The organism is Pseudomonas sp. SWRI50 (genome assembly GCF_014269095.1).
In the GTDB taxonomy this organism is placed as follows: domain Bacteria; phylum Pseudomonadota; class Gammaproteobacteria; order Pseudomonadales; family Pseudomonadaceae; genus Aquipseudomonas; species Aquipseudomonas kermanshahensis.
Map to the genome: position 1 here is coordinate 60204 of NZ_JABWRW010000018.1, position 16361 is coordinate 76564.

The following is a 16361-nucleotide window of genomic DNA, read 5'->3' on the forward strand; positions in this document are numbered from 1 at the left end:
CGGCTAGGGTAATAGGTAGGGACGGGGTTCGAAAAACGGCTCGAACACGCGCAGGCCCTGTAATCAGACCGGCAATTATACGCATAAGTCACCGTGGAGGCCGCGATGCTAGAAACCGACTCCTATCATTGCCCGTATTGTGGCGAACGGGTGGAAACCACTGTCGATATCTCCGCTGGCGACCAGGTCTACATCGAGGATTGCCAGGTCTGTTGCAAGCCTGTGGTGATGATCCTGCAGGTGCACGATGACGAATGGATGCTTGATGTCAGACGCGAGGACGATGCCTGATGCAACGGATCTACGAACCGGAAAGCCTGCTGGAGGCTGAAATGCTGGTGGGCATGCTTGCCAGTGAGGGCATCTCGGTGCACCTGGTCGGCCGCGACCTGGTGGGTGCTGCCGGTGAGCTGCCGATGCAGGGTTTGCTGGGGCTTGCCGTGCCCGACGAGCAGGCCGAGTACGCACGGCAGCTGATCGATGCGTACAATGATGCCCAGCCACTGGTTGGTGACGAACCGGAGAGCTATCCCGGTACCTTGATCTGCTAGGTAAAAAATTCGCCCATGTGTGGACGTTACGCCCTGTTTCGCTGGCCCCAGGCCCTTGCCAGTCTGCCGGGCTTTCCCGTCGGCCAGCCGGCACAATGGAATATTTCGCCCGGTGCGTCGGTGTTGATCCAGCGCCAGGTCGACGGCGAGCATGGCTTGGCCAAGGCACGCTGGGGCCTGACGCCAGCCTGGCTCACTGACCTTTCCCGCACGCCTGCCCATGCCCGAGCAGAAACCCTTGCCGAACAGCCGATGTTCCGCGAAGCGTTTCGCCAGCGCCGCTGCCTGATGCCGGCCAATGGCTTTTATGAATGGCGCGGTACGGTGCGCAAACGCCCCTACTGGCTGACCCCAGGGGAGGGGTCGTCACTGTATTTTGCGGCGGTGTGGGAGGCCTATCCGGTGCAGGACCAGGTTTGGCTGAGCTGCGCGGTGGTGACCCAGGCCGCCATGAACCAGCGCCGGCCGTTGATTCTGGACGAGGCGGGGCAGGCGGCCTGGCTGGACCCTGATACGCCGATCACACGCCTGCAGGAGCTGCTCGCCAGCCCCCCGGCTACGCTACGTGAGCGGGCATTGGCAAACTTCGTCAATGACCCGAAACTGGATGCACCGGAGTGCCTGACACCGGCCTGACGCCGGCCAGGCAGCGGGGCCGTGCAGCCGGTAAAATTCTTCCCTGCGGCTATGGCGGGTCCAGGCGACTAAGCCTAGGATACGCCGCATGTAAAAGGGAGTGTTTTCATGCGTAAGTCATTTGTTGTCAGTGTGTTGAGTGCCGGTATCCTGCTGGCAGGCTGCCAGGCGGTGAATACCACCAGCGGCGGAGCCGTCGGTGTCGAGCGCAAGCAGTACATGTTCAGCATGCTCTCGACCGATGAGGTCAACCAGATGTACGCCCAGTCCTATCAGCAGACCCTCGGTGAGGCGTCGAACAAGGGCGTGCTGGACAAGTCCAGTGCCGATGCCAAGCGCGTGCAAGTCATCGCTGACCGGTTGATCGCCCAGGCGCCGAAGTTTCGCCCGGATGCCGCCCAGTGGAACTGGGAAGTCAACGTGATCAAGAGCGACGAGCTCAACGCCAACTGTGGCCCTGGCGGCAAGATCATCGTTTACACCGGCCTGATCGACCAACTCAAGCTGACCGATGCCGAGATTGCTGCGGTGGTCGGTCACGAGATCGCCCACGCCCTGCGTGAGCACAGCCGTGAAGCCATGTCCAAGGCCTATGGTGTGGAAATGGCCCGTCAGGGTGCGGGTGCCATCTTCGGCCTGGGCCAAAGCAGCATGGCCATGGCCGACACCGTGGTGAACTACGCCATGACCTTGCCCAACAGCCGTGCCAATGAGAACGAGGCGGACCTGATCGGCCTAGAGTTGTCGGCACGTGCCGGTTATGACCCGAATGCCGCGATCACCTTGTGGAACAAGATGAGCAAGGCTTCTGAAGGCGCGCCGCCTGAGTTCATGAGCACTCACCCGGCGTCCGAAAGCCGTATTGCCTCGTTGCAGGCAGCGATTCCGAAGGTGATGCCGCTGTATCAGGCTGCCAAGAAGTAATCTGCGTCCTGTAGGAGCAGCCTTGTGCTGCGAAGAGGCCGGTGACAGCGCCGAAGATCTACTGTGCTGTCACTGGCCTCTTCGCAGCGCAAGGCTGCTCCTACCGGTCAGTCTACCCAGCGACTATCAGCCTACCCAGCCACTGGCCTTCATCGCCGAGTACACGGCCACCACCGCCAGCACGAAGAACGCGGTAGCCGCCAGTCGGCGAATCAGGGTCAACGGCAGTTTGTCTGCCGCAAAGTTACCCGCCAATACCACCGGCACGTTGGCAATCAGCATGCCCAGCGTGGTGCCGATGATGACCATGATCAGGTGCGGGTATTGCGCGGCAAGCATGACTGTCGCCACCTGGGTCTTGTCACCGATTTCGGCGAGGAAAAACGCAATCAGCGTGGTGAGGAACGGGCCGAAGCGGCGCGCCGGGTTTTCATCGTCATCCATCTTGTCCGGCACCAGCGTCCACAGCGCCGTGGCGGTGAAGCTGGCGGCCAAGATCCAGTGCAGCGCCGAGTCGCTGAAGAACCCGCCGACCCACGCACCCACGGCGCCCGCGGCGGCATGGTTGGCCAGGGTAGCGGCGATGATGCCGGCGATGATCGGCCAAGGCTTGCGGAAGCGAGCGGCGAGAATGAGCGCGAGCAGTTGCGTCTTGTCGCCGATTTCGGCGAGGGCAACGATGGCGGTGGGGACCAGCAGGGATTCCAGCATCAGGTTTCCTACGGGGGCGGGTCGACACGGCTATGACACGTACAGCCTTCCCGCCCCGGGTAAGGTGTGCGTGTCATAGGTCTTGTCAAACCGCGGATCCGTCTGTGCGGATCTCTCTATGCAGGCTCTGCATAGTGGGTCGCACGCGCCATGGCCTGTGGGCCAAGTATGTTGACGCGTGCCGGGCGAGCTGGGTGCTCGCGGGAGACTACTCCCCTAGGACGGTGCGGATTCTGCCTAGCCGAAGCGGTTTCGGCAAGCGCTGTTTTTAACCGCGTGTTGCCTGGTAGATCCGGAAACCGTCCGCCTCGGCGCGTACCTGGCAGTTACCCAAGGCCCCTTCGATCAGTGGCTGGTAGCGCAGGAAGCTATTGGCGACAAGGCGCATTTCGCCGCCTTTTCGCAGATGAACGCCGGATTTTTTCAGCAAATTCTCTGAAGCCTGGTAATTGGTGTGCACGCCGGTATGAAACGGCGGATTGCTCAGGATCACGCTCAGGTCGGCAGGGGCCGCGTCGATGCCATCACCGCTGATTACTTCACCTTCCAGGCCGTTGGCGGCCAATGTCAGGCGGCTGGCTGCCACGGCAAACGCGTCCACGTCGAGCAGGGTCAGCCGGCTTTGCGGGTAGCGGCGTTTCACCGTGGCGCCCAGCACCCCGGCACCGCAACCGAAGTCCAGCACATGCCCGCTTGGCAGGCCATCCAGGTGCTTGAGCAGCAGGGCGCTGCCGCGGTCGAGGCGGCCGTGGCTGAACACGCCCGGCAGGCTGACCACTTGCAGTGGGCCATCCTCGAGGTCGAGTTCGAAGCGCTCGGCCAGGCTTTCCAGCGGCGTGGCCGCTGGCGCGTGGTCAACGGTCACCTGCCACAACTGGCAATGCCGGGCGCTGTCGAGCTTGCGCGGTTTGCCAAAAGCCTGCAGTTGCTTCGCCGCGCCTTCGATGCCGCCGCGTTTCTCGCCGACCAGGTACAGCTCGCGCCCGGCCAGGCGCGAGGCCAGCGCATTGAGCAGGTAGGCGGCCAGCTCGCGGGACTTGGGCAGGAACAGCACAGCGCTGTCGAAGGCCACCGGGGGGGCTTCGACACCGTAATGGCTACGGCCAGCGAAGCGGCCCTCGAGCATGGCCTGGTCACCGGCATGCCAGGTCCAGCCATGTGCCATGGGCAGGTGGCCGAGCAGGTCGTCGGCGGGCGCGCCGGCGAGCAGCAGCGGGCCTTGGAACAGGTCCGCCTGGCGGAGCAACACTTCACTGCGCGGGTCCATGGACGACGCCTCCTGTAAAAAAAGTCGCGCAGTGTAGCAGAGGCTAACGCTACGCTCAGCTGACCACGCGGCGTGGCTGACCGGCGAAATAGGCCTGGGCATTCTCGCTGAGCTGGCCGACGATGCGCTGGCGCGACTCCACTGCGCCCCAGGCACTGTGCGGGGTGATGATCAGGCGCGGGATATCGCCTGCCAGCAGCGGGTTGCCGTTGACCGGTGGCTCGACGCTCAGCACGTCAGTAGCGGCGCCACCCAGGTGGCCTTGGCGCAGGGCGTCGGCCAGAGCCTGTTCGTCGATCAAGCCACCCCGTGCGGTATTCACCACCAGGGCGCCGGGCTTGAGCAAGGCCAGCTCACGGGCCCCGATCATGTGCCGGGTATGCTCGTTCAACGGGCAATGCAGGGTCAGCGCGTCCACTTGCGGCAGCAGGTCTTCCAGGGGCATGCGGTCGGCGCGCTCCGGGCGGCCGGGGATCTGCCCGCTCAAGACGCGCATGCCGAAGGCTTCGGCCAGGCGCGCCACTGCGCCGCCCAGTTCGCCATGGCCGAGCAGGCCGAGGGTCTTGCCCTCCAGCTCGACGATGGGGAAGTCCAGCAGGCAGAACTGGCTGGCCTTGGCCCATTGGCCGTCGGCCACTGCTTGGTTGTAGTCGCACAGCCGCGTGGCCAAGGCCAGCAGCAGGGCGAGGGTATGCTGGGCCACCGACGGCGTGCCGTAACCCTGGCAGTTGCACACGGTGATGCCTTGGGCGCGGGCCGCCGCCAGGTCGACATTGTTGGTGCCGGTGGCGGCCACCAGGATCAGCTCGAGCTGCGGGTTGGCGGCAAGGGTCGCGGCATCCAGCATGACCTTGTTGCTGATTACCGCAACGGCGCCCTGCAGGCGTTCGGCGACCTGCTCCGGACGGGTGGCGGCAAACAGCTCGAATGCGTCGAACTGGTCCCGCAAAGGGGACAGGTCAAGGTCACCCAAGTCCAGTGACTGGTGATCGAGAAACACGGCGCGACGCGGGCTGGGCATGGGGTTCTCCGGTGGCAGGACGGGAAATGGGCCATCAACTTCGGGGCACTGTCCGAAGCGGTTCAGCGCAGTGTCTAGCCCGCGGTTACCGCGCGTCAACGCCTGCCACTCATACCTTGCCGGTCCAAATCATTCCTTCGGCTGATTTGACCGTCACATTCAGCTACTACAGTAGATCCAGACTTGTCCGGCCCGTTTTTCAGAAAAGGGATACCCATGTTGCAGACCCGCATCATCAAACCCGCCGAAGGCGCCTACGCCTACCCCCTGCTGATCAAACGCCTGCTGATGTCCGGCAGCCGCTACGAGAAAACCCGCGAGATCGTCTATCGCGATCAGCTGCGCCTGACTTATCCACAGCTCAACGAGCGTATCGCGCGCCTGGCTAATGTCCTGACAGAGGCCGGGGTCAAGGCCGGTGACACGGTGGCGGTGATGGACTGGGACAGCCATCGCTACCTGGAATGCATGTTCGCCATCCCGATGATCGGCGCGGTGGTGCACACCATCAACGTGCGCCTGTCGCCAGAACAAATCCTCTACACCATGAACCACGCCGAAGACCGCGTGGTGTTGGTCAACAGCGACTTCGTCGGCCTTTACCAAGCGATTGCCGGGCAGTTGACCACCGTTGACAAGACCTTGCTGCTGACCGACGGCCCGGACAAGACCGCCGAGCTGCCCAACCTGGTGGGCGAGTACGAGCAGTTGATCGCCGCCGCCAGCCCGCGCTATGACTTCCCGGATTTCGACGAAAACTCGGTGGCCACCACCTTCTACACCACCGGCACCACCGGCAACCCAAAAGGGGTGTACTTCACCCATCGCCAGCTGGTGCTGCATACCCTGGCCGAAACGTCGGTCACTGGCAGTATCGACAGCGTGCGCCTGATTGGTAGCGATGATGTGTACATGCCCATTACCCCGATGTTCCACGTGCATGCCTGGGGCATCCCCTACGCCGCCACCATGCTGGGCATGAAGCAGGTGTACCCGGGGCGTTACGAGCCCGACATGCTGGTCAAGCTGTGGCGTGAAGAGCAGGTCACCTTCTCTCATTGCGTGCCGACCATCCTGCAGATGTTGCTCAATTGCCCGACCGCCCAGGGCCAGGACTTCGCAGGTTGGAAGATCATCATCGGCGGCAGCGCGCTCAATCGCTCGCTGTATCAGGCGGCCCTGGCGCGTGGCATCCAGCTGACTGCCGCGTACGGCATGTCCGAGACCTGCCCGCTGATCTCGGCAGCGCACCTGAACGATGAACTGCAGGCGGGCAGCGAGGACGAGCGTGTCACCTATCGGATCAAGGCCGGTGTGCCGGTGCCGTTGGTCGAGGCGGCAATCGTCGACGGCGAGGGCAATTTCCTCCCGGCCGATGGCGAGACCCAGGGCGAACTGGTACTGCGCGCGCCCTGGCTGACCATGGGTTACTTCAAGGAGGCGCAAAAGAGCGAGGAGCTGTGGCAGGGCGGCTGGCTGCACACCGGTGATGTCGCGACCCTCGACGGCATGGGCTACATCGATATCCGCGATCGCATCAAGGACGTGATCAAGACGGGCGGTGAGTGGATATCCTCGCTCGACCTCGAAGACTTGATCAGCCGTCATTCGGCCGTGCGCGAAGTGGCGGTGGTGGGGATCGCCGACCCGCAGTGGGGCGAGCGGCCGTTTGCCCTGTTGGTGGTACGTGATGGGCAGGCCATCGATGCCAAGTCACTCAAGGACCACCTCAAGCCTTTTGTTGAAGAAGGGCACATCAATAAATGGGCGATTCCAAGCCAGATTGCCGTTGTTACTGAAATTCCCAAGACCAGTGTTGGCAAACTCGACAAGAAACGCATCCGCCAGGACATCGTCCAGTGGCAGGCCAGTAACAGTGCGTTCCTTTCTACCCTGTAACCCCCGTGCGGGTGGTGGACGACAGAACACGACCCGCAGGCTAGAGAGCTCGGCGCCTTGCCAAACAGGAAAAATGCGCCATGCTTCAGCACGGCCAGCACGTAACCCGAAAAACCTCGTAGCGAGTTGGCGGCACGGAGCGCAAATCACACTTTAGAGGGATCAAGCGCCTGTGCCTTGCTGGCTATAGTCGAGGCCAGGAGATTTTCAGAAATGGGGGAGGGCGACACGCGCAAGCCGTGTCGCCGCAGGTGCAAACCTGCACACCGGTCCCACGGACCGTTTCTGAAAGGACTCACTGCCATAACAAAAAAGTACATGGAGTAGCGTCGATGAAATCTGCAAACCTGTTCTGGCGCCGGGCCAAGTTGCCCTTGGCCGTCAGCCTTGCTTCCACGCTCGCAAGTCCTGCTTTCGCTGTCAGTTTCAACATAGGTGAAATCGAAGGGCAGTTCGACTCGTCGCTCTCCGTTGGCGCCAGCTGGTCGACCGCCAGCCCGAACAAGAACCTGATCGGGGTCAACAATGGCGGCAAGGGGCTATCGCAGACCTCCGATGACGGCCACCTCAACTTCAAGCGTGGCGAGACCTTCTCCAAGATCTTCAAGGGCATCCACGACCTGGAGCTCAAGTACGGCGACACCGGGGTGTTCGTGCGTGGCAAGTACTGGTACGACTTCGAACTCAAGGACGAAAGCCGCCAGTTCAAGGACATCAGCGACTCCAACCGCAAGGAAGGCGCCAAGTCGTCCGGCGCCGAACTGCTCGATGCGTTCGTCTACCACAACTATTCGATTGGCGACATGCCAGGCTCGGTGCGCCTGGGCAAGCAGGTTGTCAGCTGGGGTGAGAGTACCTTCATCGGCGGTGGTATCAACTCGATCAACCCGATCGACGTGTCCGCGTTCCGCCGCCCTGGGGCCGAGATCAAGGAAGGCCTGATCCCGGTCAACATGTTCTACATCTCCCAGAGCCTGACCGACAACCTGTCGGCCGAGGCCTTCTACCAGATCGAATGGGACCAGACCGTCGTCGACAACTGCGGCACGTTCTTCTCGCAGCCGGACATCATTGCCGACGGCTGTACCGACAACCTGCGCGTGCTCAACAGCAGCCGCACAGTACCGGGCGCGGCCCAGCAGTTCCTCGCCACCCAGGGCGTTAACATCAACGAGGAAGGCGTGATGGTGCGCCGCGGGGCCGACCGTGATGCGCGTGACAGCGGCCAGTTCGGTGTGGCGCTGCGCTACATGTTCGACCCGCTGGACACCGAGTTCGGTGCCTACTTCATGAACTACCACAGCCGTGCGCCGATCTTCAGCGCCACCGGTGCCCCGCCCTCCGTGTTCGCTGGCCTGAGTGCCCTGCCGGCACAGTTGCGCGCGCTGGCACCGCTGATCGTGGCCGGTAACTCCGAGTACTTCGTCGAGTACCCTGAGGACATCCGCCTGTACGGCCTGAGCTTCTCCACCACGCTGCCTACCGGTACCGCCTGGAGTGGTGAAGTCAGCTACCGCCCCAACGCGCCTGTGCAGCTCAATACCACCGACATCCTGTTCTCGGGTGTGCGCCCGATTGGTGGCGCCCTGAGCAACGCTTCGCTGCTCTCCGGTACCCCTGGCCAAGACCTGCACGGCTACCGTCGCAAGGAAATCACCCAGTTCCAGACCACCCTGACGCACTTCTTCGACCAGGTGATGGGCGCCAGCCGCATGACCGTGGTGGGCGAGGTGGGGGTTACCCATGTCGGCGGCCTGGAAAACGCCCACGAAACCCGCTACGGCCGCGACCCGGTATTCGGCCCCGGCCCACTGCCAGCCACAGGTGGCGCGGACACCTGCCAGGCGCTCAACGCCAGCACCATCGCAGGCGCGGGTGCCGGTGCATCGACCACCAACCTGAATCGCAAGTGCGAGAACGACGGCTACACCACCAGCACCTCCTGGGGTTACCGCGGTCGGGTCATCTGGGACTACAACGACGTCTTCGCCGGGGTCAACCTCAAGCCGAGCGTGGCCTGGTCGCATGACGTTTCCGGCTACTCGCCCGGCCCTGGCGCCAACTTTGAAGAAGGCCGCAAGGCCGTCAGCCTGGGCCTGGACGCCGAGTACCAGAACACCTACACGGCGAGCCTGTCGTACACCAACTTCTTCGACGGCAAGTACAGCACCGTGGATGACCGCGACTTCGTCGCCCTCAGCTTCGGCGTGAACTTCTAAGAATACTGATCCAGGACGACACGACATGAACAAGACCAGAAGTCTGCTGCAAGCCGGTGTGCTGGGCCTGTCCCTGCTGGCGACCAGTGTCATGGCAGCGGTGTCTGCCGATGAGGCGGCCAAGCTGGGCAGCACCCTGACCCCGATGGGCGCCGAAAAGGCCGGTAACGCCGATGGCTCGATCAGTGCTTGGCAACCGCTGTCGAAATCAGCGGGCAGCGTCGATGCCAAGGGGTTCCTTTCCGACCCGTATGGCAGTGAAAAGCCGCTGTTCACCATCACCGCGCAGAATGTCGACCAGTACAAGGACAAGCTCTCGCCGGGCCAGGTGGCAATGTTCAAGCGCTACCCGGACACCTTCAAGATCCCGGTGTTCAAGACCCACCGCGGCTCCACTGTACCTGCTGACGTGTTCGCCGCCATCAAGAAAAACGCCACCCAGACCACACTGGTGGAAGGCGGCAACGGCTTGAACAACTTCGATACGGCGGTGCCGTTCCCGATCCCGAAAAGCGGCCTGGAAGTGATCTGGAACCACATCACACGCTACCGAGGGGGCAGTGTCAGCCGCCTGGTTACTCAGGCTACGCCACAGCAGAACGGCTCTTTCAACCCGGTGTACTTCTCCGACCAGTTCGTCTTCCGCGACAAGATGAAGGATTACGACGCAAGCAACCCGGGTAATATCCTGTTCTACTTCAAGCAGGAAGTGACCGCCCCCGCTCGCCTGGCCGGGACCGTGCTGCTGGTGCACGAAACCCTCGACCAGGTGAAGGAGCCGCGCAAGGCGTGGATCTACAACGCCGGCCAGCGTCGTGTACGGCAGGCACCGCAAGTGTCGTACGACGGCCCCGGTACCGCTGCCGACGGCCTGCGTACCTCGGACAACCTGGACATGTTCAACGGTGCGCCAGACCGTTACGACTGGAAGCTGGAAGGCAAGAAGGAACTGTACATCGCCTCCAACGCCTTCAAGCTGGATGACCCCAAGCTGAAGTACACCGACATCATCAAGGCCGGGCACATCAACCAAGACTTGTCGCGCTACGAGCTGCGCCGCGTCTGGCACGTGGTCGCAACCCTCAAGCCGGGCCAGCGGCACATCTACGCCAAGCGTGACTTCTACATCGATGAAGACACCTGGCAGGCCGCAGTGATCGACCAGTACGACGGCCGTGGCCAGCTGTGGCGCGTTTCCGAAGCCCATTCCCAGCCGTATTACAACAAAGAGGTGCCTTGGTACACCCTGGAAACCATCTACGACCTGCAGTCGGGTCGTTATTTGGCGCTGGGCATGAAGAACGAAGAGAAGCGTGCCTACGACTTCGGCTTCAGTGCCAGCAAGGCTGATTTCCAGCCCGCGGCCCTGCGCCAGGCAGGTGTACGTTAATCTGAAAGCCTTCCACTCCTGTGATCCCCAGAACGTCCCGGCTTGCCCGGGACGTTTTTTTATCCTGCTCCGGCGATGGTTTCAGGGCAAACACAAGCCCTGTAGGAGCAGCCTTGTGCTGCGAAGAGGCCATTGCAGCCGAAGATAATCTCTAGCCTTATCGGCCTCTTCGCAGCACAAGGCTGCTCCTACAGGTACTGCACTGGCCTTGAAAGCTACGCAATCCCTGTGGGCGCGGGCAATAAATCTGCTGAATACCCAACCAAACCCCCGCTCCAGCCCCTGTCCATCAGGGTTGTTGCTTTTTGTCGTAGTCTTTTACAGGCCTATTGTGCCCATCATCTTCAAATGCGCTGCATTACCCGCTAGTCTCGCAAACATCCGTACCGCCGTTGTCTTCCCTTCAGAACGAGCCGGCCATGACAGATCTGTCCCGTACGCATGGATTCGCCAGCCAGGCCCTAGGCCTGCTGGACGGGCGTTTCTTCCGGCCGCCGCTGCCGGACGGCCATGTGCCGCGTACGCGGTTGTGTCAGCGTTTGCACGCCGGCCTCAATGGGCGGTTACTGCTGGTCAACGCACCGGCGGGCTTTGGCAAGAGCTCGCTGGCCATCGAGTTCTGCGAATCCCTGCCGGAGCACTGGCGTAGCCTTTGGCTTGGCCTGAGCCAGCGCGATGCTGACCCCGGCCGTTTTCTCGAACGGCTGCTCGAAGGCCTGCAGCAGTACTGCCCTGCATTGGGTGGCCAAGCCATGGGCCTGCTGAAAATGCGCCAGCGCCACCAGCCCTTCGCGTTCGAGGAGTGGATCGACGGCCTGCTCGATGAACTCGCCCAATACCTGCAAGCCGATACGCCTCTGCTGTTGGTGCTGGACGATTACCATTTGGCCCAAGGGCCCGTACTCGACCGCTGCCTGCTGTTTTTCCTCAATCACTTGCCCAGTGGCCTGGTGCTGTTGATCACCAGCCGCCAGCGCCCAGACTGGCACCTGGCGCGCCTGCGCCTGTCGCGTCAACTGGTCGAACTCAACGAGCAAGAGCTGCGGCTGACACCCGACGAGTCACTGGCGGTAATCGGCCGCCAACCCACCGGCTTGCGCGGCCAGGCGCTGGATAACCTGATCCAGCGCAGTGACGGCTGGGTGGCCGGGCTGCGCTTCTGGCAACTGGCCGCCAGCGAGTCCGGTGATGAGCACGCCTTGCCCCACGCACTGCACGGTGGCGAGGGGTTGATACGCGACTACTTGCTGGAAGAAGTCATCGAGATCCTGCCGGCCGACGTGCAGGCCTTTCTCTACGACACGGCGTGCCAGGAGCGCTTCTGTGCCCAGCTTTGCGATGCCCTGCGCGACCGCCAGGACAGCGCCGATATCCTGCGCTTCCTGCAGGCCCATCAAGTGTTTCTGGTACCCCTCGACGAGCACGGCCACTGGTTTCGTTACCATCACCTGTTCTCCGACCTGCTGCGAAGCCGCCAGGCCAGCGAACCGCCAGCGCGCCTGCACCTGCGGGCGTGCCGCTGGTTCGAAGCCCAGGGTTTGCTGGACGAGGCGGTTGAGCAGGCGCTGCGGGCCGGCCACCTCGACGTGGCGGCCGGCCTGGTGCAGAGCCTCTCCGAGGAGCAACTGCTGGCCGAGCAGAACGTTGGCATGTTGCTGCGCTGGAAGATGGACCTGCCCGACAGCTTGCTGATCAGCACGCCGCGCCTGATCGTGCTGTACAGCTGGGCGTTGGGGCTGGCGTGCCAGCTGGATGCGGCCGAAGAACTGGCAAGCTACCTCAGCCGTTTTCTGCCTGCACCCTCGGCGACCGCACAGAAGTCCATGCTGGCCCAATGGCTGGCCCTGAGTGGGGTGATCGCGCGGGGGCGGGGGGATCGCGCGCGTACCCTGGCCTACTGTGGCGAAGCCTTGCAAAGCTTGCCGTGCAAGCGCTACGGCCAGCGCCTGGTGTGCCTGTCGACACTGTCCAACCTGGCCATCACCGATGCCGACTTCTGGCATGCTCGCGGCTGGAACCGCGAAGCCCTGGAGCTGGCCCAGCGCGTCGGCAACCCGCTGTTCGAAGCCCTGGCTCATTACGATCGAGCACGGGTGCTGCATGCCCGGGGTGAAGTGTTGCGGGCGCTGGACGAAGTGCGCCAGGGCCTGCAGCGCCTTCAGGGGCTGTCGGGGCAGCGGTTGTACGCGGTCCGGGCCAGGCTGACGCTCTATGAGGGTTACCTGCTGGTGTCGCGCCTGCAATCAGCCCAAGGCCGTGCGCGCTTGCGTGCGGGGCTTGGCGAAGCGCGTGCCTGCCGAGACATCAGCGTGCTGATCGGCCACTGCGTCATTGCCACGCTCGATGGCCGCGAGGGCCACTTCGCCGAAGCGTTCGCCGAGCTGGCCGAGGCGGAGCGGCTGATGCACATCTGGGATGTTCCACCGATCTACTACCTGGCCATGATTACCCTAGTGAAGTGCGAACTGTGGTTGGCACAGGGGCGCACCGATCTTGCCGAATCCTGGTTGCTGCGGCTGGGGCAGACCTACGGTGGCGACCAGCCGGCGGCAGCGCCGGAGTTCCACCCGTTGTTACCCCTGCATATCGAACTGCAGCAGGCATTGCTCGAGCGTATCCAGTTGCGCACCGAGGCGTCGGTTCAGCGCTTGTCAGGGCTGGTCGAACGTGGCGTGGCCAGTGGCGGCATGCTGCTGGCCGTCAGTGCACTGTGCCAGTGGCTCGCCCTGCTGCTCGCTGAAGGCCGAGACGCGCAGGCTGCCGGGCTGCTGCCAAAGGCACTCGAGGCCGCCCAAGGCGGCGTTCTGCAACCGTTCCAACCCTTGCTCGAAAAACACCCGCAGTGGCTGCACGAGCAGCTTGCAGCGCGCTCGGCTTGCCCGGTCCAGGTCGAACTGCTCAAGCGCCTGCCTCCTTTACCTGCCGTTAGCAGTGGCAGTGGCGAGGCATTGAGTGGGCGGGAGCGGGCCGTGCTTGAGCTGATCGCCCAAGGCTGTTCCAACCAGCAGATCAGCGAACGGCTGTTCATCTCGCTGCACACCGTGAAGACCCATGCCAGCCATATCAACAGCAAACTGGGCGTCGAGCGCCGCACCCAGGCGGTGGCCAAAGCGAAGGCGCTGGGCCTGCTGGCCTGACAGTAGCCGCCCCAGGGGTTTGCCCGCTAAAGTAATGGCTTGAGGCTATTATTGGGCCGTTGTTTAGCGCGCTGCGTGCTCTATCCTCATCTTTCCCGGCCGGCTGCCGATACAGCATTCGGTGGTATGCATCGCCTTGCGCGATTTTTCAATCATCCCAATACAGGTCGTGTTGATGCTGCAGTACGGGCAAAAGAGCTTTCTGATCGTCGACGACTTTACCGACTTTCGTACGTCGACCCGTTCCATGTTGCGCGAACTGGGTGTGCGCGACGTGGACACGGCCGACAGCGGCGAGCAGGCGCTGCGCATGTGTGCGCAGAAGCGTTATGACTTCATCCTGCAGGATTTCCACCTGGGCGACGGCAAGAAGAACGGCCAGCAGGTGCTTGAGGACCTGATCCTCGACAAGCACATCAGCCATGAATGCGTGTTCATCATGGTGACCGCCGAGAGCAGCCAGGCCATCGTCCTCAGTGCCATCGAGCATGAGCCCGATGCCTACCTGACCAAGCCGTTCAACCGGGTGGGCCTGGCCCAGCGCGTCGAGAAGCTGTTCCAGCGCAAGACCTTGCTCAAGCCGATCCTCCAGGCGCTGGACCGCGGCCGCCCGGCCGAAGTGCTGGCAGCGTGTGCCGAGCTGTGCAAGAAGGACCCGCGTTTCGCGCCCCTGTGCCTGCGCTACCGCGCCGATGCCCTGCGCGGGCTCAATCGCTTCGACGAGCTGGAAAAGTTTCTCAAGGCCATTCTCGCCAGCCGCCCGCAGCCGTGGGTGTATTCGGCGCTGGGCAGCTTGATGCACAAGCGTGGCCAGAATGCCCAGGCCCAGGGTGTGTATGAACAGGCCCTGAAGGCCTTCCCGATCATGCCGGGCCTGTACGACGGTATGGCTGAAGTGCTGGTGGCGCAGGGCGAGACCAAGCGCGCCCAGAACATGCTGGAAGAGGCGGTGCGCCTGTCGCCGCTGTCGGTACGCCGGCAGTCCACGCTGGGCAAGCTGGCGCTGGGCAACGAAGATTTCGAAAGTGCCTCCAAGGCGTTCCGCCATGCCGTGAACCAGGGGCAGAGCTCGCGCTACAAGGATGCCGAGAACAACCTTGGCCTGGTTCAGGCGCTGATGAACAAGAACGCAGGTTTTGGCCTCGACGCCCGTACCCGCGTCGAGATCAACACCGTGCTCAGTGAAGTGGCCAAGGAATACCCTGAAGATCAGGGCTTGCAGGTACGCGCCCGCATGATGAAGGCCGCCAGCCTGCAGCAAGCCGGCGATGCCGAGACGGCCGCCAAGCTCACCGAGCAGGCCATGCAGCGTCTGGACAAGATGGAGCAGTTTTTCTCGGTCGATGCCGCGTTGACGGTGGCGGCTCAGCTGCAGGCGTCAGGGCAGGAAGCGGCCGCGCTCGGCGTGCTCAAAAGCTGCGTTGAAAGTTACGGCGACGACCCCAAAGTGATGCAGAGGGTGGCCAAGCTGACGGATGATCCGGCGGTGCTCAATGCGATCACCGAGGCCGTCACCCTCAACCGCCAGGGAGTGCGTAGTTACCAGGGAGGTCAGCTCGACGAAGCGCTGCAGTTGTTCCGCAAGGCCTTGGCCTTGCAACCCAAGAACATCAGCATCGCCCTCAACACCGCCCAGGCGCTGCTGCGCATCGGGGGGGATGACCCACAGCCTGCGATCATGCAGGAATGCCGCGACGCCTTGACCAGCGTGGCCGGTATCCCTGCCAGCGACAACCGCTATGACCGCTATGGCAAACTGCACATCCGAGTGTTCGGCGCATGAATCAAGACAATCAGGGGCTGGATTTTTCCACGGTGATCGCCTCCACCGTGCACGACCTCAAGAACTCCCTGTCCGCGCTGATTCAGTCCCATGACCAGTGGCTGGCGCGCTTACCTGAAGAGTTGCGCGGCGGCACCGAGCAAGGGGTGATGGAACATGAGTTCCGGCACCTCAACGGTATGCTGGTGCAACTGCTGGGGTTGTACAAACTGGGCGTGAACCAGCTGCCGGTATGCCCGGACTACCATGAGCTGGATGACTTCATCGAAGCCCAACTGGCGGCCCACCAAGAAGTGCTCAAGCACAACGACATCCTCGCCACCTGGCGCATCGACACCGACAACCCGCTGGGCTTCTTCGACCGAGAGCTGGTGGCATCGGTGATCGCCAACGTGATCACCAACGCCACCCGGTTTGCCGGGCATGCGTTGTTGATCAGCATCGAGGAAGAGGCGAATCAACTGGTCATCTGCGTCAACGATGACGGCCCGGGTTATCCACAGCGCATGCTCGAGCGCCAGGAAGAGTTCATCCAGGGCATCGATTCACACAGTGGCAGTACGGGCCTGGGCCTGTATTTCGCTGCGCGGATCGCGGCGCTGCATGAGAGCGATGGGGTGAGGGGGCGGATTGAAATTTCCAATGGCGGGGCGCTGGGGGGCGGGTTGTTCAGGTTGTTCTTGCCGTAAAACAGCATGGCAAGTGGGTGCAGGACACGGTTCCGAGGCGCCTATGAGATCGAGCGCCGCCCGCGCGGCGCTTCGCAGCACAAGGCTGCTCCTACACCTGTTTCGGGCCAATTATTCCTGAGCCATTAGCGCGT

13 protein-coding genes and 1 riboswitch are annotated in these 16361 nt (G+C 62.8%); of the genes, 10 read left to right on the plus strand and 3 right to left on the minus strand.

Translation table 11 applies throughout. From position 1 onward, the window contains the following. The first annotated feature begins 105 nt into the window (after positions 1-105). The 4 genes from HU750_RS18785 (at position 106) to HU750_RS18800 (ending at position 2111) form a co-directional block, all read left to right on the plus strand. Positions 106-291, plus strand: coding sequence for a CPXCG motif-containing cysteine-rich protein (locus HU750_RS18785; RefSeq protein ID WP_186681747.1), 186 nt, complete (start codon positions 106-108; stop codon positions 289-291). Continuing rightward, on the plus strand, positions 291-551 hold the full coding sequence (locus tag HU750_RS18790) for a putative signal transducing protein (RefSeq protein ID WP_027594451.1): 261 nt from the start codon (positions 291-293) through the stop codon (positions 549-551). Before HU750_RS18785 ends, HU750_RS18790 begins: the two co-directional genes overlap by 1 nt. Positions 552-566: 15 nt before the next feature. Next, a complete protein-coding gene (locus HU750_RS18795) occupies positions 567-1187 on the plus strand; it encodes an SOS response-associated peptidase (protein WP_085274099.1) in 621 nt (206 codons plus the stop codon). 108 nt (positions 1188-1295) lie between these two features. Beyond that, positions 1296-2111, plus strand: coding sequence for a M48 family metallopeptidase (locus tag HU750_RS18800; protein WP_027594449.1), 816 nt, complete (start codon positions 1296-1298; stop codon positions 2109-2111). Positions 2112-2237: 126 nt separating this feature from the next. On the opposite strand, the gene HU750_RS18805 is transcribed toward HU750_RS18800, so the two are convergent. The 3 genes from HU750_RS18805 to HU750_RS18815 all read right to left on the minus strand — a co-directional run bounded on the left by HU750_RS18805 (position 2238) and on the right by HU750_RS18815 (position 5110). Continuing rightward, positions 2238-2822, minus strand: a complete 585-nt coding sequence (locus HU750_RS18805) for a TMEM165/GDT1 family protein (protein WP_027594448.1) — start codon at positions 2820-2822, stop codon at positions 2238-2240. A gap of 109 nt (positions 2823-2931) precedes the next feature. Beyond that, positions 2932-3051, minus strand: a riboswitch (yybP-ykoY riboswitch). Positions 3052-3090: 39 nt separating this feature from the next. Further along, positions 3091-4089 (minus strand): methyltransferase, encoded by a 999-nt coding sequence (locus tag HU750_RS18810; protein WP_186681749.1) that lies wholly within the window; start codon positions 4087-4089, stop codon positions 3091-3093. Positions 4090-4144: 55 nt separating this feature from the next. Further along, positions 4145-5110 carry a 2-hydroxyacid dehydrogenase gene (locus HU750_RS18815; RefSeq protein WP_027594446.1) on the minus strand — a complete coding sequence of 322 codons (966 nt, stop codon included), beginning with the start codon at positions 5108-5110 and terminating at the stop codon, positions 4145-4147. 216 nt (positions 5111-5326) lie between these two features. On the opposite strand from HU750_RS18815, the gene HU750_RS18820 reads away from it, so the two are divergent. From HU750_RS18820 to HU750_RS18845, 6 genes are all read left to right on the plus strand, one after another. Beyond that, positions 5327-7009 carry a fatty acid--CoA ligase gene (locus HU750_RS18820; RefSeq protein ID WP_186681752.1) on the plus strand — a complete coding sequence of 561 codons (1683 nt, stop codon included), beginning with the start codon at positions 5327-5329 and terminating at the stop codon, positions 7007-7009. Positions 7010-7341: 332 nt separating this feature from the next. Beyond that, the gene (locus HU750_RS18825) at positions 7342-9228 is read left to right on the plus strand and encodes a DUF1302 domain-containing protein (protein ID WP_027594444.1); all 1887 of its coding nucleotides are present in this window, start codon (positions 7342-7344) and stop codon (positions 9226-9228) included. A 25-nt stretch (positions 9229-9253) separates the two neighbouring features. Beyond that, positions 9254-10618 carry a DUF1329 domain-containing protein gene (locus HU750_RS18830; protein ID WP_099452916.1) on the plus strand — a complete coding sequence of 455 codons (1365 nt, stop codon included), beginning with the start codon at positions 9254-9256 and terminating at the stop codon, positions 10616-10618. Between the two features lie 419 nt (positions 10619-11037). Next, positions 11038-13755 (plus strand): winged helix-turn-helix domain-containing protein, encoded by a 2718-nt coding sequence (locus HU750_RS18835; protein WP_186681754.1) that lies wholly within the window; start codon positions 11038-11040, stop codon positions 13753-13755. 175 nt (positions 13756-13930) lie between these two features. After that, positions 13931-15538 (plus strand): tetratricopeptide repeat-containing response regulator, encoded by a 1608-nt coding sequence (locus HU750_RS18840; RefSeq protein ID WP_027594441.1) that lies wholly within the window; start codon positions 13931-13933, stop codon positions 15536-15538. Next, positions 15535-16227: a sensor histidine kinase gene (locus HU750_RS18845; RefSeq protein ID WP_027594440.1), complete on the plus strand. Its 693-nt coding sequence runs from the start codon at positions 15535-15537 to the stop codon at positions 16225-16227. The genes HU750_RS18840 and HU750_RS18845 overlap by 4 nt, the downstream gene beginning before the upstream one ends. Positions 16228-16361 lie beyond the last annotated feature (134 nt).